Below are 22,722 nucleotides of genomic sequence, written 5' to 3' on the forward strand. Positions count from 1 at the left end.
GGCCCGGCGCTGTCCGGCCCGGCGCCATCCTGCTGGGCGCGGTCTCCGACCACCGCGCCCAGGTCGCCCCCGGCCTCGAAGCACGTGCGTGTGCCGGTGTGGCACGCGGCGCCGACCTGGTCCACCTGGACCAGCAGGGCGTCGCCGTCGCAGTCGATGCTCGCGGCCTTGACGTACTGGGCGTGCCCGGACGTGTCGCCCTTGCGCCAGTACTCCTTGCGGCTGCGGGACCAGAACGTCACGCGCCCCTCGGTAAGGGTGCGGCGCAGGGCCTCGTCGTCCATCCAGCCGACCATGAGCACCTCGCCCGTGTCGTGCTGCTGCACGACGGCGGCCACCAGGCCGGCGTCGTCCCGCTTGAGTCGGGCAGAGATCGTGGGATCGAGAACTTCGGGCACCTGAGAATCCTGCCACGTCACGGGCCGACGGCGATGTGACGTCCGCCGCCGACCCGCAGATTCCCCGCCCATCCCCCCGCCGAACCACAGCTGGGCGACCACCACGTCCCGGCCGGGCTAGCGGGTCTGGGCTACCCAGCTTGCGTGCATCTGGGCGTAGATGCCGTCCGCCGCCGCCAGCTCCGCGTGCGGGCCGACCTCGGCCACGTGGCCCTGGTCCACCACGACCACGAGGTCGGATGCCTCCGCGGTCGAGAGCCGGTGCGCGATGGTGATCGTGGACCGGCCGGCCGTCAGGGAGTCCAGTGCCCGCGCGATGCGGACCTCGGTCGCGGGGTCCACCGCCGACGTCGCCTCGTCGAGCACCAGCAGGTCCGGCTGGGCGAGGTAGGCGCGCGCGATCGCGACGAGCTGCCGCTCCCCCGCAGACAGTGCCTCGCCCCGCTGGCCCACTGCCGTCTCGAGCCCGTCGGGCAGGTCGGCCACCCAGTCGGACAGGCCGAGCTCGGCGAACGCCTGCTCGACCGCCGCCCGCTCGGCACCCGCCTGCTCACCACCCGACGGCTCAACCGCCAACCGCTCGCCACCCGACGGCTCGGTACCCGACGGCTCGGCATCCGACGACTCAGTCCTGGACGCCTGCCCCTCGCCGACATCCCGAGCGGGCGAAGATCCCGCACCCACCGGCACGGGGAGCGGAGCACGGAGACCGTACGCCGCGTTCTCCAGCACGGTGCCGTCGAAGAGGAAGCCCTCCTGCGGCACCAGCACCACGCGCTCGCGCAGCGAGGCGAACGCCAGGTCCCGCAGGTTCACGCCGTCCAGCTCCACGGCCCCCGCCGTCGGGTCCATGAGGCGCGTGACCAGCTTGGCGATGGTCGTCTTGCCGGAGCCGGTCTGCCCCACCACCGCCACCTTGGTGCGCGGCGGCAGGTCCAGGGTCACGCCGTGCAGCACCTCGGGCCCGTTCGGGTAGGAGAACCGGACGTCGCGCAGGGTCACGTGCGCCGGGCCGCGCTGCTGCGTCACCGCCCCGGGCTTCTCGGCCACCTGCACCGGAGTGTCGATGACGGCGATCACGCGCCGCCAGCCGGCCACGGCGTTCTGCAGCTCGTTGAGGATCTCGGTCGCCATCTGCACCGGCCCGGTGAACAGCTGCACCAGGAACAGGAACGCCACGAGCTGGCCTGCCGTCAGGCCGCCGCCCACGCCGAGCAGCGTTCCCACGACGACCACGACGGCCAGCACCAGGTTGGAGATCAGCACGCCGGACGAGAACGTCCCCGCGACCAGGACCTGCGACCGGGCCTGCGCGCTCCGGGCGTCCTCAATGGCCCCGTCGATGCGCCGCCCCGTGCGCTCGGCGACGCCGTACGCGCGCACCGTCTCGGCCCCCACCACGGACTCGGAGATGGCGCCGAGCATCGCCCCGACGCGCTCACGCACCAGGGTGTAGGCGCGGTTCACGTACTTCTGCCCGTACCGGATCACGAGGAACATCGGCACGAAGCTGATCCACACCACGGCCGTCAGGATCGGCGAGTAGACGAGCATCAGGCCGGTCGCCACGAGTATCTGCAGCGCGCTGACGAGCAGCATGATGCCGCCCCACTGCACGAACAGGGACACCGTGTCGACGTCGTTGGTCACGCGCGAGACCAGGGCGCCGCGGCGCTCGGTGTTCTGCGTGAGTGTCGAGAGGTTGTGCACGTGCCGGAACGCCTTGGTCCGCAGCGTCGCCAGCCCGGCCTCGGCCGAGCGGAACAGCCGCACGTTCACCAGCGCGGCGCAGAGCGCGGCCAGGACGAGCGCCCCCGTCGCCAGGGACGCCAGGAGCGCCACCCGCCCGAGGTCGGGCCCGGCGTCGGCCAGGATGCCGACGTCGATGGTCTGCTGCACGGCGAGCGGGACCACCACCCGGCCGGCGGCCGCGAGCAGCGCCAGGCCGAGCGTGATCCACATCCCCCGCGTGATCTCGGGGCTGATCTCGATCCCGCGACGCAGCGTCGCGAACACGCCCAGGCTGCTGGTCGACTCGATGCGGGCGCCGTCGGCGTCGAGCAGGTCCTCGGGCACCTCTGCCTCGTCCGTCACCGCGGTCATCGGGCCACCTCTTCCAGCTCGTCCAGCTCGTCGTCCAGCGCACCGGCAGCGGCCTCGTCGGCCCGTTCCTTCTCCCGGCGCTCGGTCTCGACCTCGTAGGCCGTGGCGAGCGCGCGGTAGCCGGGGTCGCGCGCCATGAGCTCGTCGTGCGTCCCGGTGTCGGCCACACGGCCGCCCTCGACGTGGATGACGCGGTCCGCGAGCGCCACCGACGACATGCGGTAGGCGACCATGAGCACGGTGGTGCCGGGCCGGGGGTCGGTGTCGGGCTCGGCGCCCGCGCCGTCGTCGGCCCGGTCGGCCAGGCCGCGCAGGATCTCCTGCTCGACGCGGGGGTCGACGGCGCTGGTCGCGTCGTCGAGCACGAGCAGGCGCGGGGCGCGCACGAGGGCGCGCGCGATGGCGAGGCGCTGCCGCTGCCCGCCGGAGAGGTTGGCGCCGCGCTCGCCCAGGGGCGCGTCGAGCCCGCCTGCCAGGTCGCGCACGGTCTCGTCGAGGCGTGCGAGCCGCAGGGCGTCCCACACCTCGGAGTCGGACGGCGCGCCGGGCGCGCCCGGGTCGGCCAACGTCACGTTGCCGCGCACCGTGTCCTCGAAGATGAAGGTGGACTGCGTGACCAGCGCGACCTGGGCCGGGATCTCGCCGTCGGCCAGGGTGCGCGCGTCCACGCCGTCGAGCAGGACCTGCCCGCGCGTCGGGTCGGACAGCCGCGCCAGGAGGCTCACCAGGGTGGTCTTGCCTGCCCCGGTCGTGCCGACGACGGCGACCGTGGCGCCCGGCTCGATCTCGACGTCCACGCCGTCGAGCAGGGTGATCGAACGGCCGCGTGCCCCGCTGATCGCCGGCAAGTCGACGCCGACGTCCGCCAGACGTACGGACATGCCCGCCTGGCCGGGGGTCTGCGGCAGGCGGGCGTCGCCGTGGGCGAGGGCGCCGGTCGCGTCGGCGACCTGCGCTATGCGCTCGTAGCCGACCAGGGCGCGCGGCAGCTCGCCGAGCACCCAGCCGAACGCCTGCACGGGCACCGTCATCATCGTGAGCAGGTAGGCGGCGGTGACGAGGTCGCCCGGGGCGACGTCGCCGGTGGAGATGCGCCAAGTACCGACGCCGAGCACCAGCAGGGTGCCGATCGACGGCAGGGTCTGGATCACGGGGTCGAACAGCGAGCGGACGATGCCGACGCGCACGTTCGCGGCGCGCAGCTCCTGGGTGCGTCCGCCGAACCGGCTCTCCTCGCGGTCCTCGGTCCCGAGCGCCTTGACCAGCAGGGCGGCCTCGAAGCTCTCGTGCGCGACGTCGGCGACGTCGCCACGCAGCCGCTGCGCCCTGGTCACGGCGGGCGACATGTGGCGCTGGTAGACGGCGTTCACGGCCACCGTGACCGGGATGACGGCCAGCGCCGCGAGCGTCAGCCAGGGGTCGATCGTCAGGAGCAGCGCCACGGAGACGCCGATCATGACCACGACGCCGAGCGCGAACGGCAGCGGGTTGAACACGCCGGTGGCCGCCTCGGTGTCCGAGGTGGTGTGGTTCAGGAGCTGCCCGGCCGGGTGCCCGCGGTGCCACGAGGCGGGCAGGCGCAGGTACTGGCGGGTCAGTGCCGTGCGGTGGTCGGCCTGGATCCGGACGACGCCGTAGCCCGCCCAGATCCGGCGGGCGGCGACGGCCAGCGCGAGCGACACGGCGACGGCGGCGAGCACGAGGCCGCCGAGCCAGACCCGGTCGCGCGCCGCCTCGTCGCCCGCGATCGCCGGGACGACGACGGAGTCCGTGGCCCAGCCGACCGCCCGGCTCACGCCGACGGTCAGGGCGCCGAAGAGTCCTGACGCGCCAACGGCCAGGACGTAGATGCCGGGGTGCGAGCGCATGCCGCGCCACATCAGGGCGATCGACCGGCGTACGCGGGAGCCGGTCAGTGCCATCGGGGTGGATCGCGGGGCATCTGAGGGCACGGCAAGACCTCGCTTCCTAGGGGGACCACAGAATTTTCTCACGGCCCGGGAATCGATTCGACAGATTTTCGCCCTGGGCGTCGACGACGTTAGGACCTCGACTTAAGTTGAGGTCAAGGGCAAGGCCTCGACGGGCCCGACCATCGGTGGTCGGGCCGGTCGAGACCCTGCGGGCCAGACGTCAGCGGACCTCGATGCCCGCCGCGCGCATCGCGTCCTTGACCTGGCCCACCGTCAGCACGCCGAAGTGGAACACCGAGGCCGCGAGGACGGCGTCGGCGCCTGCCTTGGCCGCCTCGACGAAGTGCTCGGGCTTACCCGCCCCGCCGGACGCGACGAGCGGCACGTGCACACGCTCGCGCACGGCGTGCAGCATCTCCAGGTCGAAACCCGCTGTGGTGCCGTCCGCGTCCATCGAGTTGAGCAGGATCTCCCCCGCCCCCAGGGCGGCGGCCTTCTCGGCCCACTCCACGGCGTCGATCCCGGTTCCGCGCCGCCCGCCGTGCGTGGTGACCTCGTAGCCCGACGGCGTGGTGACCTCGCCGGTGACGCGGCGCGCGTCGACGCTCAGGGTCAGCACCTGCGAGCCGAACCGGCGGGCGATCTCGGAGATCAGCTCCGGGCGCGCGATGGCCGCCGTGTTCACGCCCACCTTGTCGGCGCCGGCCCGCAGCAGCCGGTCGACGTCGTCCGTCGAGCGCACGCCGCCGCCCACGGTGAGCGGCACGAACACCTGCTCGGCGGTGCGCCGCACCACGTCCACCATGGTCTCGCGGTCGCCCGACGACGCAGACACGTCCAGGAACGTGAGCTCGTCGGCGCCCTCGGCGTCGTACCGGCCGGCGAGCTCAACCGGGTCCCCGGCGTCACGCAGGTCGGCGAAGTTGACGCCCTTGACCACTCGGCCGGCGTCGACGTCCAGGCACGGGATCACGCGGATCGCGACGGACATCAGCCCTCCTTCTTCTTCGGCTCTTCCTCGGCGACCGCCTTGTGCGCGTCGAGGATGTCGACCACGTACACCATTGTCTCGCCGGCCAGCCGGCTCTTGGTGTTGGCGTAGCCGTTCTGCGGCGGTACCACGAGCATCACCTGGGACCCGACCGTCTGCTCCAGGAGGCCCTGGTCCCAGCCCTCGACGAGCCTGCCGATCCCGATCTCGGCGGACTGCGGCGGCGTGCCCTCCGTCCACGTCGTGTCGACCACCGACCCGTCGCTCCAGCGCACGGCGGTGAACTCCACGGTGAGGATCTGACCGGCCTGCACCTGCGGTCCGGTCCCCCGGATCAGCGGCTGCACCACCAGGTCCGGCGGCGGCTCGGCGCCCCGCGGGACGTCGACGGCCGGGGCGCCGAGGTCGTCGAGGCGCACCTGCGGCAGCTCCTTGCCCGGGGGCGCCTCCTCCGCGCCGGCCGCGCGCGCGGGCAGCACGTCCACCACCAGCAGCACGGGGACGCCGTCCTGCTCCTCCATGAGCGACAGGCGCGTGCCGACGCGCCTGCCCTCGAGCGCCTCGAAGAGGTGGTTGCCGAGCGACCGCTCGGTCATCGTGAACGCCGCGGGCGCGGTACGGAACGTGTTCTGCAGCTCGGTGCCGTCGCGGCCGTCCTGCGCGTAGAGGTTCAGCAGCACCGGGTCGTCGCGCTCCAGCACGTCGCCCGTGCCGGGCCAGACCATGCGCGAGCCGGGCTGCACCACGGCGAACGGCTTCTTGTACTCGAGCGTCGGCGGGGTCCCGCTCGTGCCCGTGACCTGCAACGGCGCCTGCGACGCCGACGACGTCGGTGCCGGGCCCACGTCCACCGGCAACGACGCCGGCGAGCACGCCGCCGTCACGATCACCGCCGCCGCTGCCAGCGCACCGGCGATGACGCGTACCCAGGAACTCACCGGAAGAGTCTCCCATGACGCGGCAGTGCCCCCGGAACGACGGTGCCCCGGAATCGACCGGGCGGCCGGTTCCGGGGCACCATCCAGGTGTCACATGCTCTCGATGAGGCGCTCCACCCGGTCGTCCACGCTCTTGAACGGGTCCTTGCACAGCACCGTGCGCTGCGCCTGGTCGTTCAGCTTGAGGTGCACCCAGTCCACCGTGTAGTCGCGCCGCGCCTCCTGCGCCGCCCGCACGAAGTCGCCGCGCAGCTTGGCCCGGGTGGTCTGCGGCGGCAGGGCCGTCGACTCGAAGACCTCCAGGTCCGTCGTGACCCGCTCCACCATCCCGCGCGCCGCGAGCAGGTTGTACAGCCCCTCCGTGCGGGAGATGTCGTGGTAGGCGAGGTCGAGCCGGGCGATGCGCGGGTCGTCGAGCCCCAGGTCGTGCTTCTCCTGGTACCGCTTGATGAGCTTCAGCTTGATGACCCAGTCCAGCTCGCGGTCCACGAGCGACAGGTTCTCCGCCTCCAGGGCTCGCAGCCCGCGCTCCCACAGGTCGAGCACCTGCTTGACCACGGGCGTGACCTCGAGGTTGGCCTCCACGAGCTCGCGTGCGCGCTCGTAGTACTCCGACTGGATCTCGATCGCCGTCATGGTCCGGCCGTTGGCCAGCGTCACTGCGTGCTTGCCGGTGCGGTCGTGGCTGATCTCCCGGATGGCGCGGATCGGGTTCTCCAGCGAGAGGTCCCGCATCGGGACGCCCGCCTCGACGAGGCGCAGCACCAGGTCGGTGGTGCCCACCTTCAGCATGGTGGTGGGCTCCGCCATCGACGAGTCGCCCACGATGACGTGCAGCCGGCGGTACAGCTCGGCGTCCGCGTGCGGCTCGTCGCGCGTGTTGATGATCGGCCGCGACCGCGTAGTGGCGCTGGAGACCGCCTCCCAGATGTGGTCCGCACGCTGCGAGAGGCAGAACACCGCACCCCGCGGCGTCGAGAGCACCTTGCCCGCTCCGACCAGGATCTGGCGGGTGATCAGGAACGGCACGAGCACGTCGGACAGCCGCGAGAAGTCACCCGACCGCCGCACCAGGTAGTTCTCGTGACACCCGTAGGAGTTGCCCGCCGAGTCGGTGTTGTTCTTGAACAGGTGGATGCGGCCCGGCAGGTCCTCGTGCTCGAGGCGCTGCTGCGCGTCGGCCACGAGGCCCTCCAGGATGCGTTCCCCGCCCCGGTCGTACGAGACGAGCTGGCGCACGTCGTCGCACTCCGCCGTCGCGTACTCCGGGTGCGAGCCCACGTCGAGGTAGAGGCGGGAGCCGTTTCTCAGGAACACGTTCGAGGAACGGCCCCACGCCACCACCTTCCGGAACAGGTAGCGGGCGACCTCGTCTGCCGACAGGCCACGCCCGTCGTCGGCAGCGCACGTGACCCCGTACTCGGTCTCGAGACCGAAGATCCTGCGGTCCATGGACTTCCCCTCCCCGTTCGCGGAATGTGCTGCTAGTGGTCGGTGCCGGACGTCGGGCCGGAAGCCTCCGGTCCTTCGTCAGGCTTCTCCTCGGTCGGGGACTCCTCGGTCGGGGATTCGTCGGTAGCGGTCTCTTCGGTGGTCTCGTCGGTGGCGGTCACGTCCGTGGTGGTCTCGTCGATGATCTCGTCGACAGCCGCCTCGTCGAGGGCGGCCCCAGGTGCGGTCTCACCCTCGCCGGCCGCCTCAGGGTCCGGCTTCGCGTCGTCCGACGGCGCCTCCGCGCCGTCGGCCAGCAGGTCGGCAAGGACCTGCCGGGTCAGCCGCCGGAACGCGCGCCGCGGCCGGTCGCGCTCCAGCACCGCCACCTCGAGCTGGGCTGCCTCGATGGTGCGCGACGACGAGCCGTCGCCCGACCCGAGCGCCGCCACGGCGAGCCGCAGCGCCTCCCCCAGCGTCAGGTCCGCGCGCCAGCCCTCCTTGACGCGCCGGCCGAGCTGCTCGGCCTGGCCGCCCATGACGACGAAGCCGTGCTCGTCGGCCACGGTGCCGTCGTAGGTGAGCCGGTAGATCTGGTCGTCCGCGGCGTCGGCACCCACCTCGGCGACGACGATCTCCACCTCGAGCGGCTTGGACTCGGTGATGAACACGGTGCCGAGCGTCTGCGCGTACGCGTTCGCCAGGCCCCGCGCCGTCACGTCGGAGCGGTCGTAGGAGTACCCGCGCATGTCGGCGTACCGCACGCCGGCCACCCGCAGATTCTCGAACTCGTTGTACTTGCCGACGGCCGCAAACGCGATGCGGTCGTAGATCTCCGAGATCTTGTGCAGCGCCCGCGAGGGGTTCTCCGTGGCGAAGGCGATCCCGCCGTCGTAGGCCAGCACCACCACGGACCGGCCGCGGGCGATGCCCTTGCGGGCGAAGTCCGCCCGGTCCTTCATCAGCTGCTCGGGCGAGACGTAGAACGGCATGTTCATGCTATCGACCCCCTCTCACGACGCTGCGCCACGATCTGCTCCGCCGCGCGGGCGATCTCCGCGTCCTCGATGCGCTGGTAGCCGTCCACCGACACGGTCGCGACCACCGGGTAGATGCCGCGCACCGTGTCTGGGCCGCCCGTGGCCGAGTCATCGTCCGCGGCGTCGTACAGCGCCTCGACCGCGACCTGGACCGCGGCCTCCGCGTCCATCCCCCGGCGCCAAAGCTTCTTCAGGGCGCCCCGCGCGAAGATCGAGCCCGAGCCCACGCCGTGGTGCTCGTGCTCCTCGTACCGGCCGCCGGTGGCGTCGTAGCTGAAGATCCGGCCGGTGTCCTTGTCCAGGTCGTAGCCCGCGAACAGCGGCACGACCGCCAGCCCCTGCATCGCCATGGCCAGGTTGCCACGCAGCATCGTGGCCAGGCGGTTCGCCTTGCCCGTGAGCGACAGCAGCGAACCCTCGATCTTCTCGTAGTGCTCGAGCTCGAGCTGGAAGAGCCGCACCAGCTCCAGCCCGATGCCCGCGGAGCCGGCGATGCCGACCGCCGAGTACTCGTCCGCCGGGAACACCTTCTCGATGCTGCGGCTGGCGATCATGGGCCCGGCGGTCGCGCGACGGTCACCCGCCAGTAGGACGCCGCCGTCGAAGGTCAGGGCCACGATCGTGGTTGCGTGCGGGGACAGGGTCGCCGGGTCGGTCACGCCCGCGGGCATGGTCCGGTTCCCGGGCAGCCGGTCGGGGGCGTGCTCGGCCAGGAAGTCCACGAAGGACGACGATCCCGGACGCAGGAAGGCGTCCGGGAGTCGTCCTGTGGTGCGGTCTGCGCTCAGGTCACTGCCCACCCTTCTGGACGAATCCACGAACGAACGACTCGGCGTTGCTCTCGAGCACCTCGTCGATCTCCTCGAGCAGGGCGTCGACCTCGTCGTCGTCCTTCTGCGCTGCCGCAGCGGCGGGCGCCGGAGTCTCGGCGTCGTCGTCGGGAGTGCGGTCCTCGTGTGACGGGTTGATTTGATCCTGACCGGCCATGATCGCCTCCTGGTGTTTCTCTGACGTAGTGCTGGTCTCGAAGCCTAGGCCCTGACCCTTAGATAGTGACCCTAGGCGGTGACACTGACATCGACTGTCACCTCCTTCCGGAGAGTCCCGCGAGCAGGGCCGCGGCGTCGGGGCTCGCGTCGAGCAGCGCGCCGATGTGGCGCCGCGTGCCCCTGGTCGGGTCGAGCATCGGCACGCGCTGCAGGGCCTGGGCGCCGTCGACGTCGAAGATCACGGAGTCCCAGCTCGCCGCCGAGATCTGGCTCCCGTAGCGCGCCATCACCTCGCCCCGGAAGTAGGCGCGCGTGTCGGTCGGCGGGTGCTGTACCGCCCGCGCGACGCTCTCCTCGTCGACGATGCGGTCCACGGCACCCTTGGCGAGCAGCCGGTGGTAGATGCCGCGCTCGGGGCGCACGTCCGACCACTGCAGGTCCATGGCGTGCAGCCGCGGGTGGTCCCAGTCCAGGTTGTCGCGCGAGCGCAGGCGGTCCAGCAGGCGCAGCTTGGCGATCCACTCCACCTCGCGCGCGCAGCCGGCCGGGTCGGTGCCGAGCCGCTCGACGACGGACGCCCAGCGGTCCAGCACGGCGTCCGACTCCGGGTCCGTGCCGAGCACCTTGAGAGACCGGCGCACGACGTCGACGACCTCGCCCTGGACCTCCAGCGCGGTCATGGTCCGGCCGTCCGCGAGATCGAGGGGCGCGGTCAGGTCGAGGTCGCGCGAGACCTTCTGCACGTCGCTCACCGGGGCCGCCAGCCGGAGGGCACCGAGCTCGGTGCGCGCGTCCACCCCGGCCTCGGCCAGGTCGTCCAGGTGCTCCAGCACCCACAGGACCAGCGACGTCGTGCCCGTCTTGAGGTAGGTGGGCACCTCCATCAGGTTGGCGTCCCCGAGGATCAGGTGCAGGCGGCGCCACCGCTGCCGGTCGGCGTGCGGCTCGTCGCGCGTGTTGACGATGGGGCGGCGCAGCGTGGTCTCCAGGCCGATCTCGGCCTCGATGTAGTCGGCGCGCTGCGAGATCTGGAAGCCGGCAGTGCCGCTCGTCGCGCCGAGGCCGACGCGGCCGGAGCCGGTGAACACCTGCCGCGTGACGAGGAACGACGTGATGAGCTCAGCGAGCGTGGTGAACGGCAGCGCCCGGTCCACGAGGTAGTTCTCGTGGGTGCCGTAGCTGGCGCCCTTCCCGTCCACGTTGTTCTTGTAGAGCACGACCTCGCTGCCGGGGAAGCTCGCCAGCTCCCGCAGGGCGGCGAGCATCACCCGCTCCCCCGCGACGTCCCAGCGCACGAGGTCCTCCGGGGTCATCACCTCGGGCGAGGAGTACTCGGGGTGGGCGTGGTCCACGTAGAGGCGGGCGCCGTTCGTGAGGATCACGTTCGCGGCGCTCGGGTCGTCGTACTCCTCGGTGGCCGGCCGCTCCACCTCCTGCGTCGACCCCGGACGACGCCTGCGGCCCGGCAGGCCGGGCTCCACCACGGGCACCTGCCCGGTGACGGGGCCGGACGGCGCGGGCAGCGCCGGGTCGTCGGTCAGCATCGACGGCTGCGCGGAGGCGCGGTCGAGGTGGAACCCGCGTGCGTCCTGCAGCGGGTCCTCGTCGTCGTAGTCCCAGCGCGCTTTGCCACCCGCACCCTCGGCGCGCGTGGAGATGGCCCGGTAGGTCGTCACCACCTGGCTCGACAGCAGCATGGGGTTGGCCAGGGGCCGGCCAGGCTGCAGTACTCCGTACTCGGTCTCTATGCCCATCACACGACGCGCGCTCACGTTCACCACCCTATGCCGGAGTAGTCCCGTTGGTCGGGCAGGTCCGCGCCCATGCACGCGGACCTGCCCGGGTGTGCGATCAGAGGTACTGGCCGGTGTTCTGGACGGTGTCGATGGTGCGGGGCGTGGCGCCCTCGCCCTTCTTCTGGACGATGGTGCGGATGAAGACGATGCGCTCGCCCTTCTTGCCGCTGATGCGCGCCCAGTCGTCGGGGTTGGTCGTGTTCGGCAGGTCCTCGTTCTCCTTGAACTCGTCGACGCACGCGGTCAGCAGGTGCTCCACGCGGATGCCCTTCTGCCCCGAGGCCAGGAAGTCCTTGATCGCGTTCTTCTTGGCCCGGTCGACCACGTTCTGGATCATGGCGCCCGAGTTGAAGTCCTTGAAGAACAAGGTCTCCTTGTCCCCGGACGCGTACGTGACCTCGAGGAACTGGTTCTCCTCGTCCTCGGAGTACATGCGCTCCACCACCGAGGTGATCATGCCGTCGAGGGCCTCGGCCATGTTGTTCCCGTACTCGTCCAGGTCGTCCGAGTGGATCGGCAGGTCCTTGGTGAGGTACTTGCCGAAGATCTCCTTGGCTCCCTCCGCGTCGGGCCGCTCGATCTTGATCTTCACGTCGAGGCGTCCCGGGCGCAGGATCGCCGGGTCGATCATGTCCTCGCGGTTGGAGGCACCGATGACTATGACGTTGTCGAGCCGCTCCACGCCGTCGATCTCGGCGAGGAGCTGCGGGACGATGGTGGTCTCCACGTCGGAGGAGAGGCCCGTGCCGCGGGTGCGGAACAGCGACTCCATCTCGTCGAAGAAGACGACGACGGGCATGCCCTGGCTGGCCTTCTCCCGGGCACGGGCGAAGATCAGGCGGATGTGCCGCTCGGTCTCACCGACGTACTTGTTGAGCAGCTCCGGGCCCTTGACGTTGAGGAAGAAGCTCTTCATCCCGGGGTCGCCCCCGTTGGCGCGGGCAACCATCCCGGCCAGGGAGTGTGCCACCGCCTTGGCGATGAGCGTCTTGCCGCAGCCGGGCGGGCCGTACAGGAGCACGCCCTTGGGCGGGCGCAGCCCGTGCTCGCGGAACAGGTCGGGGTGCGCGAACGGCAGCTCGACCGCGTCCCGGATCGCCTCGATCTGCGGCCCGAGCCCACCGATGTCCTCGTACTCGATGTCCGGGACCTCTTCGAGGACCAGCTCCTCGACCTCGGACTTGGGCACGATCTCGAACACGAAGCCGCTGCGCGTGTCGACAGTGAGGGAGTCCCCCACCCGCAGCGGGACGTCCATCACCGAGCCGGCGAGGCGCACGACGCGCTCCTCGTCCGCCCGGCCGACCACGAGCACACGGTCACCGCCGAGCATCTCCTTGACGGTCACCAGCTCACCCGTGCGCTCGTACTCGCCCGCGCCGACCACCGTCATGGCCTCGTTGAGCTTGACCTCCTGGCCGGGGCTCAGCCGGGTGACGTCCAGGCTGGGGCTCGCGGACACATGCATCTTGCGGCCGGCGGACGAGATGTCCACGGATCCGTCGGCGTGCGCCCCCAGGAACACGGCGTACGTGCCCGGCGGCTTGGCGAGATCGTCGAGCTGTTTCTTCAGCTCGACGATCTGATCGCGCGCCGCGCGGAGTGCTTCCGCGAGACGCTCGTTCTTTGCTGAGAGGAGGGCAATCTGGCGCTCGTAGTCGCGGTTCGGCAAAGACTCATGCTCGGGATGGTTGTATCCTGACGTGTTCTCGGTCATGACATCCCCTCTCGTAGGGCCCGGGAGGCGACCATACGATGCAAACGCCTCCGAGAACAGCACTCTAAGCACAGTCACCGACACACCAGAAGTAAGAACACCCGTTTGAGACGTGCGGGGTACTCGATCGTTACAGCCCGTTCACGCAGGCGGGGTGTTGGCGTCCTCCGGCGCAACGCCAAGGTCACGTCGCACCTTGCGGATCTTCTTGTCGGACACGGCCCGCTCCCCGAGCTCCTCCGGCGACCACTCCGCCTCGGCCGTCACGGGGTACGCACCCTTGGCAGGACGCCGTTTCCGCTCGGGTGCGGTGACGCCGTCGGCCATCCGGCGCGCGATGATGAGGAAGCCCGTGTGCCCGATCATCCGGTGCTCGGGACGCACGGCCAGACCCTCGAGGTGCCACCCGCGCATCATGGTCTCGAAGGCCGCCGGCTCGGTGAACCGACCATCGGCACGGAGGTCTTCTGCTGTGCGCGAAAGTTGGGTGGTGGTGGCCACATAGCAGACGACGACCCCGCCCGGAGCGAGCGCGTACGCGACGGCGTCGACGTTCTCCCACGGCGCGAGCATGTCCAGGACCACCCGGTCGACCGAGCCCGGCTCCATGACCACGGGCAGCACGTCGGCGAGGTCGCCCACCGACAGGTCCCACGCCGGGTGCGGCCCGCCGAAAAAGGTCTCGACGTTGCCCTGCGCGATCGCCGCGAAGTCCTCGCGCCGCTCGATCGAGTGCACGTGCCCGGCGTCGCCGACGGCGCGCAGCAGGGACATCGTCAGCGCGCCGGAGCCGACGCCGGCCTCGACGACCCGGGCGCCCGGGTAGATGTCGGCCATGGCGACGATCTGTGCGGCGTCCTTCGGGTAGACGACGGCGGCGCCCCGCGGCATCGACAGGACGTAGTCGGCCAGCAGGGGGCGCAGCGCCAGGTACTCGATCTCGGCGGTGTTGCGGACCACCGAGCCCTCGGGCTGCCCGATGATCTGCTCGTGCTTGAAGTAGCCCTTGTGCGTGTGGAAGGTCCCGCCGGGCTGCAGCGTGATCGTGTGCAGACGACCCTTGGGGTCGGTCAGCTGGACCTTGTCGCCCACGCGGAACGGGCCGCGGCGCAGCTCGGCGCCGGTGGCGGTAGGGGTATCGGTGGGTGTGGTCACGACCGACCAGTCTAGGTGCAGGCCCGGTGGCCCGCGTGCGCCGGCGAGGTGCCGGAGGTCACCCCGTGGCGCGGATCGCCCGCGCCACGTCGGCCAGGTCGAGCACGCCGGTGACCCGGCCGGCGTCGACCACCGGGACCAGCCGGGCGCCGCGTGACGACCCGGCCAGGTGGTTCAGGAGGTCCGTGCCCGACATGCCCGGGCTGACCGCGGACCCCGGCACGAACGGCACGGCCACCGCGTCGACCTTGGTCAGGTGGTGGGCGGAGGTGGGCACCGCGGCGACGGCGTCGTCGTCGAGCACCGCGATCGGGACCTGGTCGTGCCCCACCACGACCAGGCGGTACGACGTCGACGGCGACGCGCCGTCGGCGACCGCCGTCACCCTGGCGCTCAGCGCCTCGGCCACGGTGGACCCGAACGGGACCAGGAGCGCGGGCGTCGCGAGCCCCCGCGCGGACAGCCCGGCGATCGCCTCGCGACGCCGGCCGTTGGTGATCGCGGCCCCGGCGCCCGCCCAGAGGAACGCGCCGATCAGGGCCGACCACAGAACGGTGGTGAGGCTCGGCGTGGTGCCCTGCAGGAACGGCACCACCAGCGCCCAGAGCAGCACGCCCACGGCGACGACGCGGCCCACCCAGCCGGCCACTACGGTGCCCGTGGTGCGCTTGCCCGTGACCGCCCAGACGAGGGACTCGAGGATCTGGCCGCCGTCGAGCGGGAGGCCGGGGAGCAGGTTGAACACGCCGACGAACGCGTTGGAGACCGCGCCCGCGTACAACAGCATCATCGGCACGTTCTGCACGGCCGCGGGGTCCCACGCGAACCAGAACGCGGCCGCGAGCGCCAGGTTCGTCAGCGGTCCGACGACGGCGACCAGGAACCCGTCCAGCGGTCGCCCCAGGCCGCCGGTGTACGCGGTGTGCCCGCCCCAGAGCGTGACGGCGAGCTCGGTCACGTGCTGCCCGCGGGCCCTGGCGACGAGGGCGTGCGCGGCCTCGTGCAGGAACACGGACCCGAACAGGAGCAGCACGAACACGAACGCGACGAGGTAGGCGCCCGCGCCGAGCTGCGGCGCGATCGCCTGGACGTTGGGCACGAACAGGATGGTCAGGACGACGGCGGCGAGGAACCAGGACCGCGTGATGATGACGGGTGCGCCGGCGACGCGGCCGACCACGAACCCCTTCGAACGTGGCGGGGCGGGCGGTGCGGGCGTGGAGGCGGGCTCCGAGGTGGTCACCGGACAAACCTATCCGGCCGATCCGCATGTGGGTGGCGGCGCGCTGTGGACAGCTCCCGGGGGATGTCAGTGCCCGCCCCTAGGGTTGGGGGCATGACGACGACGGAGCTGCCCCAGGTGTTGACGCAGGGCCCGGTGCAGGACGTGGCGGCGGAGCCGGCCGACACCGCATCGGCCGTGCGCGCGCCCTCGCGCCCGCCCGCCCTGTCGCCGTCGCGGGCGAACGACTTCATGCAGTGCCCCCTGCTGTTCCGCTTCCGCACGGTGGACCGGCTGCCGGAGCCGCCGTCGGCCGCCGCGGCGCGCGGCACGCTGGTGCACGCGGTGCTGGAGCGGCTGTACGACGCCCCGCTGGGCGAGCGGACCCTGGCCGCCGCGCACGATCTGCTGCCCGGTGAGTGGGACCGGCTGCTGGAGGCGGACGACCGGTACACGTCGCTGTTCACCGACGGGGTCGGCCCGGACGGGCAGGACCGCGCGGGCTGGCTCGCGGGTGCGGGTTCGCTGCTGGGCACGTACTTCACGCTGGAGGACCCGAACCGGCTGGAGCCGGCCGAGCGGGAGCTGCTGGTGGAGTCGCAGCTCGACGGCGGTCCGCTGTTGCGCGGGATCGTGGACCGGCTGGACGTCGCACCGACGGGCGCCGTGCGGGTGGTCGACTACAAGACGGGCAAGTCGCCCCGTCCGGGCTACGAGAGCTCGGCCGTGTTCCAGATGCGGTTCTACGGGCTGGTGCTGTGGCGCGAGCGCGGGGTGCTGCCCAAGATGCTGCAGCTCGTGTACCTGGGTGACGGCCAGGTCCTGCGGGGCGAGCCGACGATCGAACAGCTGGAGCACACGGAGCAGAAGGTCCGCGCCATCTGGTCGGCCATCGAGGAAGCGGCGCGGACCGGCGAGTGGAAGCCCCGCAAGTCCAAGCTGTGCGGCTGGTGCGCGCACCAGGCGATGTGCCCGGAGTTCGGCGGCACGCCGCCGGAGATCCCGGACGGCGCGGTCGCGCTGCGGCTGGGCATCGCGGTCTGAGCCCTGATCCACCAAAGGCGCTCGACGATCCCGTGCCCGCACACGTTCGCCCACGACGCCGACAACCTCGTCGGCGCCGCTGACAGCTCGGCTCGCCTGCCATTGCGAGGACCAGGATCAGCCCGACAGCCGACATGCGACCCGTTTCCACGGGGAGTTCTCCCCATTCGACACAGCATGTCTGATTTGCCACAAATTCACCCGATGCTGCGAAAATGACGGCATGACGATCGACAGCACGAAGGGCAGCGTTCGCGCAGCCCGTACCCTCCGTGCCGGCCTGGTGCTCGGCACGACGGTCTGCCTTGCGGCGGTCATGGCCGGATGCGGTACGGCCGGCGAATCCGGCACGGCCGGGACCAGCGTGCCTGAGACGGCCGAACCGTCGGCCGAGGTCGCCCCGGCCGCGACACCCACCCCCAGCGACGCTCCGGCGCCGACCACGATCCCGTTCGAGGCCGGGCACGTCCCGGACGGCTGGTCCCAGCTGGACGGCGTCGCGTGCGGGATGAGCGCGACTGACCTCGTGACGCAGGACGACCGGTTCCGTCTGGAACTGACCGGCCCGATGGTCACTGGTGCGGACCGCGCCCAGTACCAGCCGGTCCTCCTGGAGCACGAGCTCGGCGACGACGCGACGCCGGACTTCGGTGACGGCGTCCAGCTCGTATGGTCGCAGGGCGGTGTGGTGGTCGACCTGGGCCTGGGCTGGCACGAAGGAGGCGGCCCGATCCTCCAGGCCGCCGACGCCCAGGGCCTCCCGACGAGCGACTACTCCGCCTGGGAGGAGGACGCGGCCGACCCCGCGCTGCGCCGGACGAGCGGTCTTACCGGAGTCGCGAACATGACCACCTGCTGGCCGAGCGGCGTGGACGAGGACAGCGGCATGACAAGGTACGACGACCCCCGCCCCGACGGCGCGTACGAGGTCCGTGCGGCGATCCTGGCGATGGTCGACGGTGAGAGCCGGCTCGTGGTCAGTGACCCGGTCACGGTCGAGTGGGTGGCCCCGGCCGTGGACTGACGCACGCGACCGCTGAGGCGCACTGGGCAGTGTCCGGCCCCGCGCGGCGTCTCAGGCCCTCAGCCGAGCAGGTCCACGACCTCGCCCGATCCGATCCGCCCGAGCACCTCGAGGTCGATCTGCTTGAGTGATGCCGCCCGGCTGAGGCCTGGACGCTGCGGCACCGGCACCTCGTTGGGCACGCCGAGCGTGCGGGCGCCCGACGCGAGCGCGGACGTGATGCCGGGACCGGAGTCCTCGATCGCCACGCAGTCCTGGGGCCGCACGTCGAACAGGCCGGCGGCCACCAGGTACGGCTCCGGGTGCGGCTTGCCGTGCGTCACCTCGTCGCCGGTGACGAGGTGGGCGAAGGTGCCCGCGGGGGCGCCGTCGGCCACGACCTCGGCCTGGCTGCGGTAGGACATCGTGACGATGGCGCACGGGACGCCCGCGGCCCGCAGGTCGTCGAGGAGCTCCAGCACGCCGGGGCGCCACGGCACGGCCTCGCGCAGCTGCTCGTTCACCCGGGCCACGAGCCAGGCCACGATCTCGGCGGGCTCCAGCGGGACGCCGGCGTCGTACAGCATGGCGCCGGTCGTGAGGAGCGCCTGCCCCACCGCGCCGAGCGCGTCCTCGTGCGTCCACGTCGCCCCGTGCGCCGCGACGATCTCGCGCTCGGCGCGCATCCAGTAGGGCTCGGAGTCGACGAGAGTCCCGTCCATGTCGAACAGGACGGCGGCGGGCAGAGAGACGTCGGACGGATGGCGCTTGCCTGCCCCTTCGCTGCTCGGGACGGTGCTCAGAATGACCTCCAGGACCTTTTGGTGTACCGAGGACGATGTACCGAGGACACCCAATCACGAGTCCCGAGGCATCTGGTTACATCCAAGCGACGTGCAGGCGTCCAGTGCGTCTCTGCCCGCTCGGTGGGATGAACGTCACACCCGTGGAGCGCCGGCCGGGGCCGGCCGCGATCAGGCCATGAATGCGTCAGCTCGCCCCGGGCGATGACGGCAGACCGGTGACCATTGCGGCGCCGAGGAGCCGCGGCCAGACGACGGCGGCCATCTGCTCGGGGGTGCCAGGGCAGCCGTGGCGCAGCCAGTCACCGACGGTGCCGAGCATGGCGCCGGCGATGAAGGCGGCCTCGGGATCGAGCGGGATGTCAGCTGGGTCGTACGCGTGCGTGGGCGGGCCCGCCTGGCTGAGCTCACGGTTCGCGTGGGCGGCGATCGCGATGCGCTGGAGCAGGTGGTTGATCACCTTGGCACTGCCGTCGGGGCCGAGCAGCGTCCGGTAGAGGTCGGCGTGCTCGGCGACGTGGCCGAACAGCTGCGTCAGAGGGTTCTGCACGATCTCCCCGTGGGGCAGGACGTCCGGGCCGAACATCGGCGTGGCCGCGACCAGCTCGTCGAACACGACAGTACAAGCCGCAGCCGCCAGGTCGTCGACGTCGTCGTAGTGCTCGTAGAACGTCGACCGGTTGACGCCGGCGCGCTTGGTGATGTCGGAGACCGAGACCTGATGCAGGTCGCGATCGGCGATGAGCTCCCACAGCGCGGCTTCCAGGGCGGACCGGGAGCGAAGGCTTCGAGGATCTATGGCTTGCGCTGGCATCGTCCTAGTGTAAGGTCTCCAACACGTGATGGATAACCAACAGGTGTTGGAGAAGGTCTTCTCCTCCGGCCCTGCCATGAAAGGAAGCGTGCATGTCAACGAATGTCGTGGTGGTTACCGGCGCGGGAGGGATGGGGCAGGCCGTTGCCCGGCGCCTCGGCCCAGGGGCTCACCTGGTCCTGGCCGACTTCAACGAGGAGTCGCTGGTCGGCGTGGCAGATCAGCTGCGTGGTGAGGGCTACGAGGTGACCCCGGTGGTCACCGACGTCTCCTCGCGCGCAGCGGTGACAGACCTCGCCCAGAAGGCCGCCTCGCTGGGCGAGGTCAGGTCCGTGGTCCACACCGCCGGCCTCTCGCCGGTGCAGGCCCCGGTGGCCGCCATCCTGGCGGTGGACCTGCTGGGGGTCGCGCTGGTGGTCGAGCAGTTTGGTGAGGTGGTCGCGGCCGGCGGCGCCGGCGTCGTCGTCGCCAGCATGGCCGGCCACGTCTACCCGACCCTCACGCGGGAGCAGAGCCTGGAGCTGGCCCGCACCCCGGCCGATCAGCTGCTCTCCCTGCCGATCGCAGATCCGGGGAACTTCCCGGCAGGCACCGCGGCCTACGCGTTCGCCAAGCACGCCAATCTCCTGCGCGTCCAGGCCGCGAGCACGACCTGGGGCCGGCGGGGCGCCAGGATCAACACGATCAGCCCCGGCGCCATCGCCACCCCCATGGGCCAGGCCGAGCTGGGCAGCGACCACAACAAGGGGATGCAGGCGACTATCGACGGGTCCAACGCGGGGCGCATGGGTACCGCCGCCGAGATCGCCGCCGCGACCGAGTTCCTGCTCGGCCCGTCCGCCGCCTTCATCTCAGGAACCGACCTGCTCGTGGACGGCGGCGCCTTCGCCGCGATCCGGAGCGGCCACCTCGACCTGGGATGGTCGTCGTGAGCACACCCGACAGCGTCCTGGTGGTCGGGGCCTCGGCAGCGGGCCTGTCCACCGCGGAGGCTCTCCGGCGCCAGGGATATCGCGGTCGCCTGACGATCCTGGGCGCCGAGGAGCACCTTCCCTACGACCGTCCGCCGCTCTCCAAGCAGGTCCTGTCAGGCGTCTGGGAACCCCAGCAGGCCCAGCTTCGGCCGAGGGCTGCGCTCGACGCCCTGGACGCGGAGCTCATCCTTGGCGACCCCGCCGTGGGCCTGGACGTCGCCGCGCGTACCGTACGCACCGCGTCGGGACGCTCCCTGCGAGCCGACGCCGTCGTCATCGCCACCGGGCTGCGGGCCCGCACGCTCCCCGGACAGGACGGCCTCGCCGGCGTCCACACGCTGCGGGGTCTCGACGACGCGCAGTCTCTGCGAAAGGACCTGTTGGCCGCCTCGCGGGCCGTCGTGGTCGGCGACGGCGTGCTCGGCTCCGAGATCGCCGCCACCGCCCGGAGCATGGGCCTGGACGTCACGCTCGCCGGCCCACAGCACGCGCCGATGGCGATGCAGCTCGGCCCGTTCGCCGCCGAGCTGCTCAGCGACCTGCACGCCGAGAACGGTGTCCGCCTACGTCTTGGCGCCTCGGTCGCCGCCCTTGAGACGGCTGGCGGGCGAACCACCGGGGTGCGCCTGGAGACCGGCGAGGTGCTCCCGGCCGAGGTCGTCGTGGTCGCCTTCGGAGCCGCCCCGGTCACGGACTGGCTCGACGGCAGCGGCCTGCGGCTCGAGAACGGCGTCGTGTGCGATGCATGCTGCCGCGCGGCGGACGGGATCTGGGCGGTCGGTGACGTAGCGCGCTGGCACCACGATGGGCTCGGCACCATGCTGCGGCTGGAGAACCGGACCAACGCCACCGAGCAGGCGGCCGCGGTCGCCGCCAACATCCTCGGCGAAGACCGTCCCTACGTGCCCGTCCCGTACTTCTGGACCGATCAGTTCGACGCCAAGATCCAGGTCCACGGCGTCCTGCCCACCAACGCCGAGGTGGACATCGTGGACGGCGCCACCGCGGACCGGCGCTTCGTCGCCCTCTACCGCCAAGCCGGCAGGACCGTCGGCGTACTCGGCTGGAACATGCCCAAGCAGACGCGCCTGCGCCGAAGCGAGCTCGACACGAACGCGATTGCGACCCCAACAGGAGGAACATCATGACCACCACCGTCAACCCGGCCGAGAACGACTCGGCCGAGGCCCCCGTCTACCCGATGGAGCGGGCGTCGAAGTGCCCGTTCGACCCGCCGCCGGTCCAGCAGGCCATGTTGGACCAGGACAGCCCGCTCGCCAAGATCCGGCTGTTCGACGACAGCACGCACTGGCTGGTGACCCGCTACGCCGACCAGCGAACGCTGCTGTCCGACGACAGGCTCAGCGTCGACATCTCCAAGCCCGGCTACCCGCACGAGTCGGTGCAGTCGAAGGACGCGGCGGAGGGCGGCACCCTCAGCTTCGCAACGATCGACGACCCCGAGCACGCCCGCCTGCGACGCATGGTCACCGCGCCGTTCACCATCAAGCGGATCGAGGCGATGCGGCCCGCGGTCCAGCGCATCACCGACGAGCTGATCGACGACCTGCTGGCCGGGCCGAAGCCCGCGGACCTGGTCGACGCGTTCGCGCTGCCGCTGCCCTCACTGGTCATCAGCGAGCTGCTCGGAGTCCCCTACGACCGGCACGAGTTCTTCCAGGACCACAGCAAGACGTTCATCAGCCGGACCTCGACCGACGAGGAACGGATGGGCGCGGTGACGGAGCTGGCGACCTACCTGGGTGGCCTGATCGTCGAGAAGATGAAGGACCCCGGCGACGACCTGCTCTCCCAGATCGCGCACGAGCGCGTCGCAGCCGGTGAGCTGTCCGTCCCCGAGGCGATCCAGATGGCCGTCCTCCTGCTGATCGCAGGGCACGAGACCACCGCGAACATGATCGCCCTGAGCACGGTCGCCCTGCTGGAGAACCCCGACCAGCTCCAGGCGCTCCGCGAGACCGACGACCCGAAGGCCGTCTCCGCAGCGGTGGAGGAGCTGCTGCGCTACCTGACCATCGCGCACAACGGCCGGCGCCAGGTGGCGCTGGAGGACATCGAGCACGACGGTGCGATCATCCGCGCCGGCGAGGGCGTGATCATGGCCAGCGACAGCGCCAACCGCGACCCTCGAGTCTTCGCCGACCCGGACAAGCTCGACCTCTCCCGCGACGCACGCCAGCACATGGCCTTCGGCTTCGGCGTGCACCAGTGCCTCGGCCAGCCCCTGGCCCGCATGGAGCTCCAGGTCGTCTTCAGCACCCTCTTCAAGCGCATCCCGACGCTCCGGCTCGCCGTGGCCAGCGACGAGCTCCCGTTCAAGTACGACGGCATCGTATACGGCGTCCACAAGCTGCCCGTCACCTGGTAAGC

The 22,722-nt window shown here is 71.4% G+C and carries 18 protein-coding genes and 2 pseudogenes; 5 read left to right on the forward strand and 15 right to left on the reverse strand.

The genetic code is table 11. From position 1 onward, the window contains the following. Positions 1–41: 41 nt before the first annotated feature. The 13 genes and pseudogenes from hisI to C8K30_RS18865 form a co-directional block, all read right to left on the reverse strand. Positions 42–398, reverse strand: a pseudogene (hisI, locus tag C8K30_RS18805) (phosphoribosyl-AMP cyclohydrolase); the annotation flags it as partial. 117 nt (positions 399–515) lie between these two features. Next, on the reverse strand, positions 516–2,501 hold the full coding sequence (locus C8K30_RS18810; protein WP_108494451.1) for an ABC transporter ATP-binding protein: 1,986 nt from the start codon (positions 2,499–2,501) through the stop codon (positions 516–518). Next, positions 2,498–4,423 carry an ABC transporter ATP-binding protein gene (locus C8K30_RS18815; protein WP_369940569.1) on the reverse strand — a complete coding sequence of 642 codons (1,926 nt, stop codon included), beginning with the start codon at positions 4,421–4,423 and terminating at the stop codon, positions 2,498–2,500. The genes C8K30_RS18810 and C8K30_RS18815 overlap by 4 nt, the downstream gene beginning before the upstream one ends. A 211-nt stretch (positions 4,424–4,634) precedes the next feature. Further along, the gene (gene hisF, locus C8K30_RS18820) at positions 4,635–5,405 is read right to left on the reverse strand and encodes an imidazole glycerol phosphate synthase subunit HisF (protein WP_108494452.1); all 771 of its coding nucleotides are present in this window, start codon (positions 5,403–5,405) and stop codon (positions 4,635–4,637) included. After that, the gene (locus C8K30_RS18825) at positions 5,405–6,343 is read right to left on the reverse strand and encodes an FKBP-type peptidyl-prolyl cis-trans isomerase (protein ID WP_233257281.1); all 939 of its coding nucleotides are present in this window, start codon (positions 6,341–6,343) and stop codon (positions 5,405–5,407) included. Before C8K30_RS18825 ends, hisF begins: the two co-directional genes overlap by 1 nt. Positions 6,344–6,433: 90 nt before the next feature. Next, a complete protein-coding gene (pafA, locus tag C8K30_RS18830; RefSeq protein ID WP_108494453.1) occupies positions 6,434–7,795 on the reverse strand; it encodes a Pup--protein ligase in 1,362 nt (453 codons plus the stop codon). Positions 7,796–8,079: 284 nt separating this feature from the next. Then, positions 8,080–8,772 (reverse strand): annotated as a pseudogene (prcA, locus tag C8K30_RS18835) (proteasome subunit alpha); the annotation flags it as partial. Next, positions 8,769–9,614: a proteasome subunit beta gene (prcB, locus tag C8K30_RS18840; RefSeq protein WP_369940455.1), complete on the reverse strand. Its 846-nt coding sequence runs from the start codon at positions 9,612–9,614 to the stop codon at positions 8,769–8,771. The gene prcB and the pseudogene prcA, both read right to left, overlap by 4 nt. Next, positions 9,604–9,801, reverse strand: a complete 198-nt coding sequence (locus C8K30_RS18845; protein WP_108494455.1) for a ubiquitin-like protein Pup — start codon at positions 9,799–9,801, stop codon at positions 9,604–9,606. Before C8K30_RS18845 ends, prcB begins: the two co-directional genes overlap by 11 nt. Positions 9,802–9,898: 97 nt before the next feature. Continuing rightward, positions 9,899–11,557 carry a depupylase/deamidase Dop gene (gene dop, locus C8K30_RS18850; RefSeq protein ID WP_108494456.1) on the reverse strand — a complete coding sequence of 553 codons (1,659 nt, stop codon included), beginning with the start codon at positions 11,555–11,557 and terminating at the stop codon, positions 9,899–9,901. A 97-nt stretch (positions 11,558–11,654) separates the two neighbouring features. Further along, on the reverse strand, positions 11,655–13,316 hold the full coding sequence (gene arc, locus C8K30_RS18855; RefSeq protein WP_108494457.1) for a proteasome ATPase: 1,662 nt from the start codon (positions 13,314–13,316) through the stop codon (positions 11,655–11,657). 141 nt (positions 13,317–13,457) lie between these two features. Further along, on the reverse strand, positions 13,458–14,471 hold the full coding sequence (locus C8K30_RS18860; protein WP_108494458.1) for a tRNA (adenine-N1)-methyltransferase: 1,014 nt from the start codon (positions 14,469–14,471) through the stop codon (positions 13,458–13,460). Between the two features lie 58 nt (positions 14,472–14,529). Further along, positions 14,530–15,714, reverse strand: coding sequence for a site-2 protease family protein (locus C8K30_RS18865; protein ID WP_108494459.1), 1,185 nt, complete (start codon positions 15,712–15,714; stop codon positions 14,530–14,532). Between the two features lie 93 nt (positions 15,715–15,807). Between C8K30_RS18865 and C8K30_RS18870 the strand changes: the two genes are divergently transcribed. Both C8K30_RS18870 and C8K30_RS18875 read left to right on the forward strand, forming a co-directional pair. Then, on the forward strand, positions 15,808–16,737 hold the full coding sequence (locus C8K30_RS18870) for a PD-(D/E)XK nuclease family protein (protein ID WP_108494460.1): 930 nt from the start codon (positions 15,808–15,810) through the stop codon (positions 16,735–16,737). 223 nt (positions 16,738–16,960) lie between these two features. After that, entirely contained in the window at positions 16,961–17,761 is an 801-nt protein-coding gene (locus C8K30_RS18875; RefSeq protein WP_108494461.1) for a hypothetical protein, read from the forward strand. A gap of 59 nt (positions 17,762–17,820) precedes the next feature. Here the strand turns inward: C8K30_RS18875 and C8K30_RS18880 are convergent, their stop codons facing one another. Then, a complete protein-coding gene (locus C8K30_RS18880; protein WP_369940460.1) occupies positions 17,821–18,597 on the reverse strand; it encodes an HAD family hydrolase in 777 nt (258 codons plus the stop codon). Positions 18,598–18,730: 133 nt separating this feature from the next. Further along, the gene (locus C8K30_RS18885; protein WP_108494462.1) at positions 18,731–19,357 is read right to left on the reverse strand and encodes a TetR/AcrR family transcriptional regulator; all 627 of its coding nucleotides are present in this window, start codon (positions 19,355–19,357) and stop codon (positions 18,731–18,733) included. A gap of 92 nt (positions 19,358–19,449) precedes the next feature. Here C8K30_RS18885 and C8K30_RS18890 point away from each other — a divergent pair, with 92 nt between their 5' ends. The 3 genes from C8K30_RS18890 to C8K30_RS18900 are packed head-to-tail and all read left to right on the forward strand — an operon-like array spanning position 19,450 to position 22,720. Beyond that, positions 19,450–20,289 (forward strand): SDR family oxidoreductase, encoded by an 840-nt coding sequence (locus C8K30_RS18890; RefSeq protein ID WP_108494463.1) that lies wholly within the window; start codon positions 19,450–19,452, stop codon positions 20,287–20,289. Next, the gene (locus tag C8K30_RS18895) at positions 20,286–21,479 is read left to right on the forward strand and encodes an NAD(P)/FAD-dependent oxidoreductase (RefSeq protein WP_233257282.1); all 1,194 of its coding nucleotides are present in this window, start codon (positions 20,286–20,288) and stop codon (positions 21,477–21,479) included. The genes C8K30_RS18890 and C8K30_RS18895 overlap by 4 nt, the downstream gene beginning before the upstream one ends. Continuing rightward, positions 21,476–22,720, forward strand: coding sequence for a cytochrome P450 (locus tag C8K30_RS18900; protein WP_108494465.1), 1,245 nt, complete (start codon positions 21,476–21,478; stop codon positions 22,718–22,720). The genes C8K30_RS18895 and C8K30_RS18900 overlap by 4 nt, the downstream gene beginning before the upstream one ends. The last annotated feature ends 2 nt before the right edge of the window (positions 22,721–22,722 follow it).

Source organism: Promicromonospora sp. AC04, from assembly GCF_003058225.1.
Lineage (GTDB): Bacteria > Actinomycetota > Actinomycetes > Actinomycetales > Cellulomonadaceae > Promicromonospora.